This is a genomic window from Streptomyces sp. NPDC059010 (assembly GCF_042740355.1).
GTDB lineage: Bacteria > Actinomycetota > Actinomycetes > Streptomycetales > Streptomycetaceae > Streptomyces.
Genome location: NZ_JBHYJA010000003.1, coordinates 76,947 through 90,096, shown reverse-complemented (window position 1 = coordinate 90,096; position 13,150 = coordinate 76,947). Strand labels below are relative to the sequence as shown.

Annotated in this window: 13 protein-coding genes and 1 riboswitch; of the genes, 3 read left to right on the top strand and 10 right to left on the bottom strand. The window is 71.5% G+C overall.

Going from position 1 to position 13,150, the window contains the following annotated elements; translation table 11 throughout:
* Positions 1–136: 136 nt before the first annotated feature.
* Complete coding sequence (locus tag ACFWYS_RS04200; RefSeq protein WP_384763032.1) at positions 137–853, bottom strand: FadR/GntR family transcriptional regulator; 717 nt, start codon at positions 851–853, stop codon at positions 137–139.
* Between the two features lie 46 nt (positions 854–899).
* Positions 900–1,775, bottom strand: coding sequence for a winged helix-turn-helix transcriptional regulator (locus ACFWYS_RS04195; RefSeq protein ID WP_384763029.1), 876 nt, complete (start codon positions 1,773–1,775; stop codon positions 900–902).
* 102 nt (positions 1,776–1,877) lie between these two features.
* On the opposite strand from ACFWYS_RS04195, the gene eno reads away from it, so the two are divergent.
* Complete coding sequence (gene eno, locus ACFWYS_RS04190; RefSeq protein WP_384763433.1) at positions 1,878–3,158, top strand: phosphopyruvate hydratase; 1,281 nt, start codon at positions 1,878–1,880, stop codon at positions 3,156–3,158.
* Positions 3,159–3,406: 248 nt separating this feature from the next.
* Here eno and ACFWYS_RS04185 read toward each other — a convergent pair whose 3' ends face one another.
* A complete protein-coding gene (locus ACFWYS_RS04185) occupies positions 3,407–3,700 on the bottom strand; it encodes a hypothetical protein (protein ID WP_384763026.1) in 294 nt (97 codons plus the stop codon).
* 291 nt (positions 3,701–3,991) lie between these two features.
* Between ACFWYS_RS04185 and ACFWYS_RS04180 the strand changes: the two genes are divergently transcribed.
* Complete coding sequence (locus tag ACFWYS_RS04180) at positions 3,992–4,588, top strand: histidine phosphatase family protein (protein WP_384763023.1); 597 nt, start codon at positions 3,992–3,994, stop codon at positions 4,586–4,588.
* 48 nt (positions 4,589–4,636) lie between these two features.
* Here ACFWYS_RS04180 and ACFWYS_RS04175 read toward each other — a convergent pair whose 3' ends face one another.
* The 7 genes from ACFWYS_RS04175 to ACFWYS_RS04145 all read right to left on the bottom strand — a co-directional run bounded on the left by ACFWYS_RS04175 (position 4,637) and on the right by ACFWYS_RS04145 (position 12,244).
* Entirely contained in the window at positions 4,637–4,990 is a 354-nt protein-coding gene (locus ACFWYS_RS04175; RefSeq protein ID WP_384763020.1) for a hypothetical protein, read from the bottom strand.
* Between the two features lie 209 nt (positions 4,991–5,199).
* Entirely contained in the window at positions 5,200–5,958 is a 759-nt protein-coding gene (locus ACFWYS_RS04170; RefSeq protein ID WP_384763017.1) for a CbtA family protein, read from the bottom strand.
* Between the two features lie 21 nt (positions 5,959–5,979).
* On the bottom strand, positions 5,980–6,201 hold the full coding sequence (locus ACFWYS_RS04165) for a CbtB-domain containing protein (RefSeq protein ID WP_272115899.1): 222 nt from the start codon (positions 6,199–6,201) through the stop codon (positions 5,980–5,982).
* A gap of 36 nt (positions 6,202–6,237) precedes the next feature.
* A riboswitch (cobalamin riboswitch) is annotated at positions 6,238–6,378 on the bottom strand.
* Positions 6,379–6,625: 247 nt separating this feature from the next.
* Positions 6,626–8,596 carry an acetoacetate--CoA ligase gene (locus ACFWYS_RS04160; protein WP_384763014.1) on the bottom strand — a complete coding sequence of 657 codons (1,971 nt, stop codon included), beginning with the start codon at positions 8,594–8,596 and terminating at the stop codon, positions 6,626–6,628.
* Positions 8,593–10,152, bottom strand: coding sequence for a bifunctional 3-(3-hydroxy-phenyl)propionate/3-hydroxycinnamic acid hydroxylase (locus tag ACFWYS_RS04155; protein WP_384763011.1), 1,560 nt, complete (start codon positions 10,150–10,152; stop codon positions 8,593–8,595). The genes ACFWYS_RS04160 and ACFWYS_RS04155 overlap by 4 nt, the downstream gene beginning before the upstream one ends.
* Positions 10,149–11,087 (bottom strand): fumarylacetoacetate hydrolase family protein, encoded by a 939-nt coding sequence (locus ACFWYS_RS04150; RefSeq protein ID WP_384763008.1) that lies wholly within the window; start codon positions 11,085–11,087, stop codon positions 10,149–10,151. The genes ACFWYS_RS04155 and ACFWYS_RS04150 overlap by 4 nt, the downstream gene beginning before the upstream one ends.
* Before the next feature lie 38 nt (positions 11,088–11,125).
* Positions 11,126–12,244, bottom strand: a complete 1,119-nt coding sequence (locus ACFWYS_RS04145; RefSeq protein WP_384763005.1) for a VOC family protein — start codon at positions 12,242–12,244, stop codon at positions 11,126–11,128.
* Positions 12,245–12,380: 136 nt separating this feature from the next.
* On the opposite strand from ACFWYS_RS04145, the gene ACFWYS_RS04140 reads away from it, so the two are divergent.
* A complete protein-coding gene (locus ACFWYS_RS04140; protein ID WP_384763003.1) occupies positions 12,381–13,016 on the top strand; it encodes a TetR/AcrR family transcriptional regulator in 636 nt (211 codons plus the stop codon).
* Positions 13,017–13,150: the final 134 nt, after the last annotated feature.

Genomic DNA, 13,150 nt, shown 5'->3' with positions numbered 1-13,150 from the left:
GCCGCGCCGCCACAGTAAAGAGCCCTCGGTCAACCGGTTGCTCTTATGCGTCGACGCAGGGCATCGCCGCCCCGCGCAGAGCCGAGCCGGTTCGCGCATCCGGTCGAGCCCGGTCCGGCCATCCGGTCGAGTCCGGTCAGACGTCCCCGCGCAACTCCAGCGCCTCCTTCAGACGCCGGGTCGCGCCCTCCATATGGGCGGCCATCGCGGCACGCGCCGCCTCGGCGTCGCCCCGCTCGACCGCCTCGAAGACCGGCACATGGTCGGCGTACGCGACCTCGCGGGAGCGGACCGCGCCGGTGCGCTCGACCCAGCCGCGCTGGATCATCACGCGCATCCCCTTGAGCATGTCCCGCAGCACGGTGTTGCCCGCCAGCTCGCCCAGTGCCGCATGGAAGGCGGTGTCGGCGTCGGGGAACTCCTCGTCCGGGCAGTCGCGCATCGCGGCCAGGCGGGCACGCAGCAGTTCCACGCCGGCCTCGTCGCGCGCCCGCGCGGCCAGCCCCGCGACCACCACTTCCATCTCCGCGCGGGCCTCCAGCATGTCGTTCGCGCCGCGCTCACCGAGGATGAGCCCGAGTTCGAAGAGGCGGTAGAGGACGTCGGACTCGGTGCCGCGGAAGTAGGTGCCGCTGGACTGGCGGATCTCCAGCAGACCGAGGAAGCCCAGCGACTTGATCGCCTCGCGGACGGTGGGCCGGTTCACGCCGAGCATCTCGGTCAGCCGCCGCTCGGAGGGGATCCGGTCGCCGGGCTGCACCTCGCCCGACATCAGGTACTCGATCAGCCGCCGGGAGACCTCGGAGGCCAACGGCTCCCGCGGCTCGACCTTGATCCTCGCGAGCTCGGCCATGGACTTCCTCACTTCGGCAGGGAGGGGACGGCCGGATTCTAGTTACTCACCGCGCCACCGGTGAACCAGTGAGCCGGACCGCCAGGCGCAGGCTCTCGGCGACCGCGTGGGGGATGTCGACGACGGGGAACAGCGCATGCCGTACGGTCCGTTCGGCGTCGACCACCAGGATCAGGCGTCTGTGCCGCAGTCGGCCCGCGCCCCGGAAGGTCGGCAGTCGCAGGGCGGCGGCGAGCCGGTGGGCGGCGTCGGAGAGGAGGGGGTACGGGACCTCCTCGGCGCGGGCGAACAGCGCCTGCTCATGGACGAGTTGGGTACTGACTCCCCGTAGATCCACTCCCGCCTCCCGGAACTCGGGCCAGGCCTCGCGGAAGAGCCGGTTCTCCAGCGTGCAGCCGTCGGCGCCGGGGATGTCCTCGCCCCAGACGACTCCGGTGCCGGGATAGGTGAAGAGCACGGTCGCGGCGGCATCCGGGGAGACGAGGGGCAGGTCGGCGCCCTGCGTGCCGGGCAGTTCGAGGCCCTCGGGCAGTCGGGTGCCGGTCAGGGCGTGCACCCGGGCGTGCTCGGCGCTCTCGGTATCGGCCGTCCCGGTGAGGCTTCCGTCCCCCAGGACCCACCGGTCGCCCCAGTCCTGCATCGCGACGAGCAGCGGCAGCAGCGCGGTCCCGGCGTCGGCGAGCAGGTACTCGTAGCGCACCGGACGCCGCTGGTAGAGGCTGCGGCGCAGCACCCCGCTGGCGACGAGCCGGCCGAGCCGTTCGGTGAGGACCTTGCGGGACAGGCCGATCTCGGCGGCCAGCGCGTCGAAGCGGACGTGTCCGCGGGCCACCTCGCGCAGCACCAGAACGTTCCACCAGTCGCCCAGAACCGTGGCGGCCTGGGCGATCCCGCAGGTCTCGTCGGCGTTGTGCATCCTCATGCACCCATAGTAGGTTCCTTTTCGGAACTCACTTTGTTCCCTGCTGGAACTTAGCCCCGTCGTCATCGCGACGGACCGAACGTGAGGAGCTGCAGCGTGCCCGTGGTCATCAGCCGGGTCGTCGGACGCGAGATCATCGACAGCCGGGGCAACCCGACCGTCGAGGTCGACGTGGAGCTCTCGGACGGATCGCTCGGCCGTGCGGCCGTACCGTCCGGCGCCTCCACCGGAGCCCGCGAGGCGGTGGAGCTGCGCGACGGCGACCCCGACCGCTTCCACGGCAAGGGGGTGCGGCGGGCCGTCGACGCCGTCAACGACACCATCTCCGACGCCGTGGTCGGACTGGCCGCCGACGGCCAGGCGACCGTCGACGCGGCACTGATCGACCTGGACGGCACGGCGGACAAGGCACGTCTCGGCGCGAACGCGATCCTGGGCGTCTCCCTGGCCGCCGCCAAGGCCGCCGCGGCCTCCCACCGGCTGCCGCTGTACCGCTACGTCGGCGGGGTCGACGCCCGGGTGCTGCCGGTGCCGATGATGAACATCGTCAACGGCGGTGCCCACGCCGACAATCCGCTGGACTTCCAGGAGTTCATGATCGCGCCCATCGGTGCGGCCACCTTCGCCGAGGCGGTCCGGATGGGCTCGGAGGTCTTCCACACCCTGCGCGGCAACCTGATCGCCGCCGGGCACAGCGTGAACGTCGGCGACGAGGGCGGCTTCGCACCCGACCTGCGCACCGCGGAGGAGGCGCTGGACTTCGTCGTACGCGCCATCGAGCAGACCGGTTACAAGCCGGGCACCGACATCACCCTGGTGATGGACCCGGCCACGTCGGAGTTCTTCCGCGACGGCGTCTACGACTACACGGGCGAGGGCGTCCGCCGGACCCCCGCCGAGCACGCCGACCACCTCGCGGCACTGGTCGACCGCTACCCCGTCGCCTCCATCGAGGACCCGATGGCCGAGGACGACCACGAGGGCTGGCGCGCTTTGACCGCGCGGCTCGGCGACCGGTGCCAGCTCACGGGTGACGACGTGTTCTGCACCAACGAGGCGCTGCTGCGCGCCGGGATCCGGGACGGCATCGCCAACTCGATCCTGGTGAAGGTCAATCAGATCGGCACCCTCACCGAGACGCTGGCCACCGTCGGCACCGCGCACCGCGCCGGGTACACCGTCGTGATGTCCCACCGTTCCGGTGAGACGGAGGACACCACCATCGCCGACCTCGCCGTCGCCACCGGCTGCGGCCAGATCAAGACGGGTTCGCTGTCGCGCTCCGACCGCACCGCCAAGTACAACCAACTCGTGCGGATCGAGGAGGAGTTGGGGACGCAGGCGCGGTACGCGGGGCGGGAGGCCCTGGGGTTGCGCCGCTGACACCCACCCGGCAGACCGGGCGGGGGCCCGACCCAGGGTCATGGATCAGGCCCCCGCCCGGCTTCCGAGGGGCAGTCAACCCGGCGGCATCCACATCGTCCCGCGGCCGGTCAGTACGGCTCGCGGGACGCCGGTGCGGTGCCGCCAGCGGGACCCCATGGGCCGTGTGTCACGGCCCGTACTCCACCGGCAGGTCTCGCCTTGTGGCACCGGTCCGCGCCGAGCGGCCCCCCGTTCGGGCAGTCGCCTCAGAGGGCGCTGCTGCTGCACCCCATGGACGAGCCCAGGTGCGTGCCGTCCTGCCCACCGGCGTTGCCCTCACCGTTGAGCGCGTTGCCCAGCGCACCGTTGAGGACGCCGACCTGGCCGAGGACGTCGACGTTCAGGTCGTGCGACTTGCAGTTGGAGCTCTGCAGGACACTGACCTGGTCCCCGCCTTTGCCGCCGCCGTCGAGACCCTGGGCGTTGGCCGTGCCGGCGCCCAGCAGTCCGACGCTGCCGAGGGCGACGGCCAGGACGGCAGCCTTGCGAAGCTTGTGCATGTCTTTCTCCGATGGAGTGAGGTGGGTGCGATCCGTGAGGGATCCGCTTCGTACAGTGATGAGAGGGTAATTGGAAAAGTCGCAATATATCCCTCTGCCACGCCGACGGCTCGCGATCTTGCTCCACTCAGATGAACGGCAGGGCCGACGCGGACGGTGGGCGGCTCGGCGAGCAACTGCCCCCGCGCTTCGACATGGTGGTACGAGAAGGTCACCGAAGCGGGTGCCGAGCAGCGCCAACTACGCACCGGGCACCCTCTCCACCCGACCACCGGCAGAAAGATGAGCCAGATGACCAGCCGCGTCACCTTCGTCTCCCCCGCGATGAACCCCTCGCTGCGTCGGCCCCGTTTCGACGACGGGGCGACCTCGCTCGACGACATCGGCATGACGCACGCGCGCGCGGCGGCCGGGGTGCTGCCACCCACCGCTCTGGTGGTCAGGTCGCCCAGCGTGCGCTGCCGGGAGACCGCCGAGGCACTGGAACTCGGTGCGGGCGAGCCGAGTGTGGAGCTCGCCGGGCTGGACGTCGGCCGTTGGCGGGGCCTTTCCCTTGACGAGGTCGGCGGCGCCGAGCCGGCGGCGGTCGGTCAGTGGCTCGCCGACCCCGCGTCCGCGCCGCACGGCGGGGAGTCGGTGCGGGACCTGTGCCTGCGGGTCGGGCGGTGGCTGGACGGCGCGGCACGGAGGGAGGGCCGTACCGTCGCCGTCGTGGAGCCCGACGTCGTACGGGCCGTGGTGGTGCATGTGTTGGACGCACCGGCGGCGGCCTTCTGGCGGGTCGACGTGCCGCCGTTGACGGCGACGGCGATCAGCGGACGGTCCGGCCGCTGGAACCTCGGGCTGGGACGGCCGTTGCACGCGCGGGCGGCCGGCGACGACGGGTGACGGCGGGAAAGTACGTGAGCGTGCGGCGCTCAGGAAGGAATCAGGCTCTCAGGCGCTCGGATCGCGATGACGGCGCAACAGCGCCGCGATGGCGCACCGCAGACAGCCCGGGTCCGCGTTCGTCTCCCCCGGCACTTCGGCGGCGCGGCACGCACCGGAGCAGTCCGCCGACGGTCTCCCGGTCGGCGCACCGGGGCCCGCCTCCGGAGCGGCGACCAGGGTCTCCAACTCCCTCAGCAGTTCCTCGGTGCGCCTCGCCTGCTGGGCGAGCACCCGCACCCGGGCGCTCTGGCCGCCGATCTGCCGTCGGCTCGCTAGGAGTTGCCGGTACTCCTCCGGCGTCAGGGCGACGGCCTCACGGCCGCCCAGGGTGATACGGCGGGGCTGGGGGTGCTTGGCCACGGGGCTCCTCCGCTGTGCTGGCCTCGGCCGTCCCCGTCCCGTCGGTGTGGTCGCTGTCCCGTCGGTGTGGTCGCTCGGATCGTCGGGTCATGTCCTGGCCGGGGTCGGTCGGATGTCCGAAGAACGCGAGAGGGCCCCCGGACGGTTCCGCGGGCCCTCGCGCATCGCGCATGGTCACGTCCAGATCGGCTGGGGGCGTCGCGTCCTGATCAGCCGGGGGCGGCCACCGTCGAAGACGACGCCGCGGCGGCCGGCCTGGGGTTCAGCAGCCGCTCGGCCAACTCGCCGAAGACGAGCCCGAACCCTGCCCACAGGGTGACCTGCATGGCCAGCGCGGAGAGCCGGAACCGCCACAGCACCGTGGCCGGGAAGTCCGCGGGCACCTCATTGACGGCCGGCAGGAACGCGTACGCCACTCCGATCACCAGCGCGAACGCGACGACCGCTCCCACGCTCGCCCACCAGTTCCCGAACCGCGGGGCGAGCCGCTTGCCCAGGATGGTCGCGGCGATCGCGAGGAGCACGCTCAGCACCATCATCAGGAAGTACAGCGTGGTCCGCTTGCCGATGGTGTCCGGGTCACCGACGGCCGGCGGGTTGGCCGGGTACTTCAGGAACGGCACGACATAGACGGCGAGCAACGCGCAGCCGGACAGCAGCAACGCGGTGGCCCGCGGGGTGAACCGGCCGACACGGCCGAGGGCGAAGCAGTAGACGAGAGCGGCGATACCGCCGAAGGCGACCCCGTAGATCAGCACACCGGTGGCCAGGCCGGCGGTGGACTGAAGACTCCGGGAGACGAGTTCGACCTCGTGCTCGTGCGCGGGAGCGTGCGCCTCCTCGAAGCCGATCGCCTTGCCGACGCTCGGTTCACCGAGGAAGTAGGCGGCGACCAGCGCGAGCACACCCGCGCCGAGCCCTGCCAGCATGCCCCGCACCAGCAGGTTTCTTACGATTGCGGAGTTCATGAGGGTGGTGGCTCCGCGGCGTCAGTGGCAGGGGAACCCGAGCAGATGGCGGGCGTCGTGCACCCACTCGTGGACGTCCTCGCCGGAGACGACGGCGGTGGCGCCCTGCTCTGCGCCGACGAAGTACAGCAGGACCAGCATCAGGATGCCGAAGAAGACCGCCCACGGGACGATCGCGCCGATCGGCAGCTTGGCGGGGAGAGCGGGAGTGGTGGCGGTCGGCTGAGCGACATGCTGGGCCATGGCAAGGCCTCCTTAAGGGAGTTCGCGTCCCATCTCGGTGGTGCACATGACGACGGCTACGGGTCTGACTCGCCGCCCCGTTCCAAGGGGCCGGCACACAGTGGCGCGACCGTGCCGGATTCCCACCGGCTTCCGTTCTGCCGTCGTCGATATCGAGCCGACACTACTCTTCGACCGGTACATGCCCAATGCCCCACGGACCGACCACCCTCCGCTCTCACCCAACCCTTACCTGCGCCGCCCTCCGCAATCACCGCCCAACCGGGCACCGGCTCGGTCGACATCACCCGCCTCACGGTGCATCCGCAACGTGGGCCCCTCTCGCCACGCCGCATCCGCCCTGTGCGCGTACGGACCACGCCTCCAGGCCCAAATGTTCGGCGCCGTAGAACTCAACCCTGTGCCCGACCCGCCTGGAGGTGTTTCAGCCCTGCCTCCTGCGGCTGCGCCGTTCTGCTCCCAGTTGGGCGTAGTAGTCGATGAGGTCGGGCTCGTCCACGGCGGCGGGGTTGACGACCTGCTCGACCGGGGCGCCCTGGAGAAGCCGTTTCACCGGGAGCTCCAGCTTCTTGCCGGTGCGTGTGTGCGGGACGGCCGGGACGGCGAGGATCTCGTCGGGGACGTGGCGGGGCGAGGCGCCGGTGCGGATCGCATCGCGAATGCGGTCGCGCAAGGCGTCGTCTACTTCGATGCCGGCCGCCGGGACGACGAACAGCGGCATCCAGTAGCCGCCGTCCGGCTCCTCCATGCCGATGACCAGGGCTTCCGTGATCTCGGGGAGGCGTTCGACGACGTCGTGGATGTCGGCGCTGCCGAGGCGTACGCCGTTGCGGTTCAGCGTCGAGTCGGAGCGGCCGTGGACGATCACCGAACCGTGGCCCGTCACGGTGATCCAGTCGCCGTGCCGCCACACACCGGGGTACACCGAGAAGTAGGCGTCGTGGTACCTGCCGCCGTCGGGGTCGTTCCAGAAGTACAGCGGCATCGACGGCATGGGACGGGTCACCACCAGCTCACCCACCTGGTCCACGACCGGGAGGCCCCCGGCGTCGTACGCGGCCAGCGCCACGCCGAGGTTGGGTGCGGACAGCTCCCCCGCCCAGACCGGGGTGGTGGGTGCCGAACCCGCGAAGCCGGACACGACGTCGGTGCCGCCGCTGGTGGAGGCGAGCAGGACCTCGGTGCCGACATGGTCGCGGACCCAAGGGTAGGCGGAGTCGGGGAGCGTGGAGCCGGTGCAGCCGACCGCGCGGATCGACGCCAGGTCGTGTACGGCGGGCTCGACGCCGAACTTGGCCATGCCGAGCAGGTATTGCGGGCTGGTGCCGAAGAGCGTGACCCGGTGGCGGGCGGCCAGGTCCCACAGGATGTCCGGCTGGGTGAGCGGGGCCGGGCTGCCGTCGTAGGTGCAGGTGGTGGCGCCGGTGAGGAGGGTGGAGGCGACCAGGTTCCACATCATCCAGTGGGTGGTGGTGTACCAGAGGAGGCGGTCGCCGGGGCCGAGGTCGGAGTGCAGGCCGAGGGTCTTGAGGTGCTCCAGAAGGACGCCGCCGTGGCCGTGGACGATGCCCTTGGGCAGGCCGGTGGTGCCGGAGGAGAAGACGACCCACAGGGGGTGGTCGAACGGCACCGGCACACAGGCGAGTTCCTCGGAACGGGTCGCCGCGTCCTCCCACGGGAGCACCAGGGAGGGGTAGTTCGTGGAAAGGGCCCCCGGGAGGCCGACGTGGTCGACCAGGACGGTCGCCTTCAAGGTGGGCAGCGCGCCCGCCAGTTCGCGTGCGGCCTCGCGGCGGTCGTGGGTGGTGCCGTTGAAGAGGTAGCCGTCGGCGGCGATCAGCACGGTGGGTTCGAGCTGGCGGAAGCGGTCGGCGGCCGCCTTGGGGGCGTAGTCCTGCCCGCACACCGACCACACGGCGCCAAGACTCGCGGCGGCCAGGAACGCGACGATCGCGTGCGGGGTGTTGGGCAGATAGCCGACCACACGGTCGCCCTGCCCGACGCCCAGTTCGCGCAGGGTCGCCGCGACCGAGGCGACCTGGGCTCGCAGCCGCTCCCCGGTCACCTCGTATCCGGCACCGGTCTCGTCCAGCGCGATGACCGCGACGTCGTCGCCCGCGAGACCGCGCAGGGCGTGGTGGGCGTAGTTGAGGGTGGCGCCGGGGAACCAGCGGGCGCCGGGCATCCGCTCCTCGGCGAGCACGCTCTCGTACGGGGTCGCCGCCTCGATGTCGAAGTACTCCCAGACCGCGCCCCAGAACCCTTCGAGGTCGGTGACGGACCAGCGGTGCAGAGCGGCGTAGTCGTCGGCGTCGATGCCCTGGCGCCGGGCGAAGTCCGCGATGCGGCTGCTTGCGGCCGACTCCGGGTCGGGGGTCCAGAAGGGCGTGCTCATCGTTCGTTGCTCCTCAACAGGGCTTCGGTCGGGGACTGTTCGTGGCGGCGCCGGGTCGTGCACAGCAGCGGCGCCCAGGCGTCGGTGGCGGTGAAGTCGTCGCCGCCCGACGGGACGACGTCCAGGACGACGCGGTCCGGTCGCAGCAGGACGGCGTCCGCGCGGCCGGTCCGCAGCCACGTGGCGATGGCCTCCCCCGCGTCGTCCACGACCCGGGCACCGATCGCGTCGGCGAGGGCACGCGCGGCCGGCGGGAGCGGCACCGTGGTCACTACGGCGAAGGAGTCTCCGAGCAGGTCGTCGAGGCGCGTGGGCCGGCCGGTGACGGTCAGCCAGGGTTGTGGGCAGTGGGTGCCGCCGAGCCGGCTGCGGCGGGTCAGCGGTCCCGGTCGCAGGGCACGACTGAGGTTGCGGGTGGCGGCGCCCGTCACACCGGGGATGCGGCAGGCCGCGCTCACGGCCTGCCGGCGCAGGGCGGCGGCGCGGTCCTGGCCTCCGGTCATGGCCCAGCCCGTGGCGACGGCGAGTCGGATGACATGGCGGGCGTGCGGCTTGCGTTCGCTCTCGTAGGTTGCCAACAGCCTTTCATCAGCGCCCTGTTGGAGGACTCGGGCCAGTTTCCAGGTCAGGTTGTGGGCGTCGCGCAGGCCCGCGCACAGCCCCTGTCCCACGAACGGAGGGGTGAGATGTGCGGCGTCCCCGAGCAGGAACACCCGGCCGCGGCGCCAGCGGTCGGCGATGCGGGCGCGGAAGGTGTACTGCGCCTGCCGGAGGACGTGGAAGTCGGCGCCGTACGAGAGGTCGGCCCACGGCGCGACCAGCTCGCGCAGCCGTTCGTGGTCCACGGGTCCGCCGTCCCGCAGCCGGAACTCCCAGCGGTAGCGGTCCTCGCCGATCCGCATGAAGGTGGCGGGGCGGTGCGGGTCACAGACCTGGTCCACGCCCTCCCAGCAGCGGACGGGCAGGCTGGTGCGGACGTCGACGACGGTCCAGTGCTCCTCGAAGCGCAGGTCCTCCCACACCGCGCCGATGGCCTGGCGGGCAAGGCTGTTGGCGCCGTCGCAGCCGAGGACGTAGTCGGCGTCGGCCAGGTGCTCGCCGTCCTCGTCACGGTAGGTCACGCGCACCGGTCCGGCGCCGTCCTGTTGCAGGGACTCGACCTCCGCTCCGCTCCGCAGTTCGCACTCCGGGTACCGGGCCAGCTCGGCGCGCAGCAGGCGTTCCAGCTCGGGCTGGTCGAACATGCTGGTCTGCGGGAAGCCGTGGTGACCGTGCGGGGAGCGTCGGAACTCGGCGATCACCCGGTGCCGGGCATCCAGCAGCCGCAACCCGCGCGCGGGGCGGGAGATCGCGGCGAACCGGTCTGCCACACCCGCGGCCTGGAGGATGCGGCAGACCTCGTCGTCGGTCGCGACGGCACGCGGGAGGGGGTAGACGTCCCGGTGCCGTTCGAGGACGAGCGTCCGGATGCCGCGCCGGGCCAGCAGCAGTGCGGCGGTCACGCCCACGGGCCCGGCGCCGACGATCAGCACGGGCACCCGGGACGGGGTGCTCATCGCGCGTCCGTGACCGGCGTGCGCTGCTCACCGAGATCGATCCGCCCGTCCGCGGTGGCGATGGTGACGCCGACGACATCGCCCTGGTGCAGGTAGCGCGGGTTCTTGGCCTGGGCCTTGAAGAACGCCTTCCACTTGACGGCGGGCGGCAGCAGCGAGCCGATCTTCTCGACGGCCTTGGGCGGGGCCTGCAGGGCCGTGCCGCCGGGGGTACCGGTGAGCAGCAGGTCGCCGGGATCCAGGGTCTGGAAGCGAGCCAGCAGGGTCAGTGCCTCGGCCGGGCGGACGATCATGTCGGCAAGGGTGCGGTCCTGGCGCAGGTCGCCGTTGACGCTCAACTTCAGGCGCAGGTTCAGGAGATGGGCGAAGTCCTCCGGGTCGAGGAGGGTCAGGTACGGGCCGGTCGGCGTGAAGGTCGGGTAGGACTTGCTCTCGTAGAACTGCGTCTTGGTCAGCTGGACGTCTCGCGCGCTGATGTCGTTGGTGATGACGAGCCCGGCGACATACGTCGGCAGGTCCCGCTCCTCGACGACGGTGCCGACGGGCAGGGGCGCCCCCATGACGAGGCCCAACTCCACCTCGTAGTCGAGGAACTTCACGTGTCCCGGGCGCACGATCGCCTCGCCGGGGCCGCTGACGGAGCCGGACGCCTTGCGGAAGAAGGCGGGCGGGATGTCGCCGGTGAAGCCCGACTCACGGGCGTGGCTGCGGTAGTTGACCATCTGGCACACCACCCGGCAGGGCGTGGTGACCGGGGACAGGGCCACCAGGTCGGCGACCGGCGTGCCGGGATCGTCGCTCGCGGCGGCCTCCCGGACAGCCGGGCGGTCGGCCAGCAGCTCGGCGGTGGTCACGGCCTTCGTCTCGATGCGGACGGCGCGCGTGTCGCGCACCACCCACCAGCCGTCGCCGGTACGCAGGACGTTGGTACTCATGTCAGTGCCTTCTTCAGAGGTGCGGGGGAGAAGTTCGGTCAGGAGTTCGCGGCCTTCAGCAGGCCGAACAGGCGCGCCGGATCCATCTCGTTGTCGCCGCGCAGGGCCTCGATGACGTCACGGACGCGTTGCGGGGAGGGACTGGCGCCGAGGAAGTCGCGGGTGGCCGGCGGGCCCCATTGGGCGAGGCCGCTGGTCGACATGGGCGCCCAGCCGGGTTCGAGGTCGCAGGAGAACAAGTCGCCGTCGGCGAAGTGCTCCAGCATGAAGTGGTCGGGGTCGCGCCAGTAGTCGAAGAGCTGGCTGCCCTGGATGTGCCGCCCGATGCCCCAACTGCGCTTGTATCCACGTTCCTTGAGGTACTCGCCGCCGGCGGCGATGGAGTCCAGGTCGGTGACCTGGTAGGCGGAGTGGACATAGCCGTTGGCCGGGCCGAGGTGCATGGCCAGCGTGTGGTGGTCGACGGCCAGCGGGCCCTGGTCACAGCGGATGAACGCCATCGTCGGGCCGCGGCCGCGCTGTCCGTCCAGGAACAGGAAGTCGGACACGATCATGCCGAGGGTGTCCAGGTACCAGTCCAGGGCTCGGGCGAACACCCTTGTCTCCAGCACCACATGGCCGAGGCGCTGGATCCGGGACGGCTCGCGGGGCGGGCGCTGGGTGGTGTTGGTACGACGGTGATCCGTGCCGGAGTTGAGCAGCAGCGGTCGCTGTCCGGGCAGTTCGGGCAGCTGCTCGGCGCAGTGCACGACCCGGACCGGGAAGCCCGAGGGGTCGAGCAGGTCGACCGAACGGCCACCGCCCGGAACGTCCGCCTCCCGCACGGACGCCCCCGTGACGCGGGCCAGCCGGTCGAGGTCGGCCCGCTCGGCGGCGCGGAAGGCCGGGCCGATGAAACGGGACGTACGACCGCGCCGGATCACCATGCAGGGCGAGCCCGCGAAGGTGCCCCGCAGCCACAGCTCGTCCTCGGTCCGGGCGGCGATCCCGAAGCCGAAGTCCCGGGCGAAGACCTCCGCGCGGTCCAGGTCGGGCTTCTGGAACTCCAGCCAGGCCAGGTCGGCCACCTTGATCACCGGGTTCCGGGAGCGACCGGGGTGTTCGCCGCGCAGGGCGCCCCGCTCACTGTGGAGGTCCTGATGAGCCGTCTTGGACATGACGTCCTCCAAGCAACATTGCCGTAATGAGGAAATCATCAAGTTTGATGTAACCCCCCGTCAAGGGTTCAGCGGAAAGAAATGATGACTTCATCAGAATTGCTGAAGTGCCTGTTGGCGCAGCTAGACTCGGGGCATGTCTTCGTCAGCCCCGCCCCGCAATCGCTTCGAGCGACGCCGCGCCGAGACCCGTCAGGCGCTGGTGCGTGCGGCCCGGCAGATCCTCGCCGAAACCGGGGACACCAGCGTCAGCATCCAGGCGATCGCCGAGCGCGCGGACGTCGGCTTCGGATCGTTCTACAACCACTTCGAGTCGAAGACGGAGCTGTTCGAGGCAGCCGTGGTGGACGCCCTGGAGGAGTTCGGCCAGACCTTCGACGAGCGACTGACCGGGATCGACGACCCGGCGGAACTGGTCGCGGCGGGCTTCCGGCTCAGCGCCCGCATGGCCGACTCGCATCCGGAGTTGATGCAGGTCCTGCGTCGGCGCGGACTCGGCTATCTCCACTCGGAGAACGGCCTGGCCTCCCGGGCGCTGCGGGACCTGGAGGCCGGCATGACGTCCGGCCGCTTCACCGCCGTCGAGCCGGTCGTGGCCCTCTCCGCGCTGGGCGGAACGCTTCTGTCCCTGCTGGAGCTGCGGTTCGCCCGCCCTGACCTGGACGGCGACGAGGCCGCCTCGAACCTCGCCGCGATGACACTGCGCATGCTGGGCCTCGCCCAGGAGGACGCCCAAGAGGTGGCCCGGCGGCCCCTGCCCGACCTGGGCTGACGAAAAACCTTCCCGCCCGGCCTCGACCGGCGAAGGCACGAAAGGGGGCGGTGCCGGGCGTCCCCTCCCGGCACCGCCCCGGGCCGGCGCGCGGCCGCGCGCGCCCGGCCCCGCGTCCGGCCCGCCAACACGCG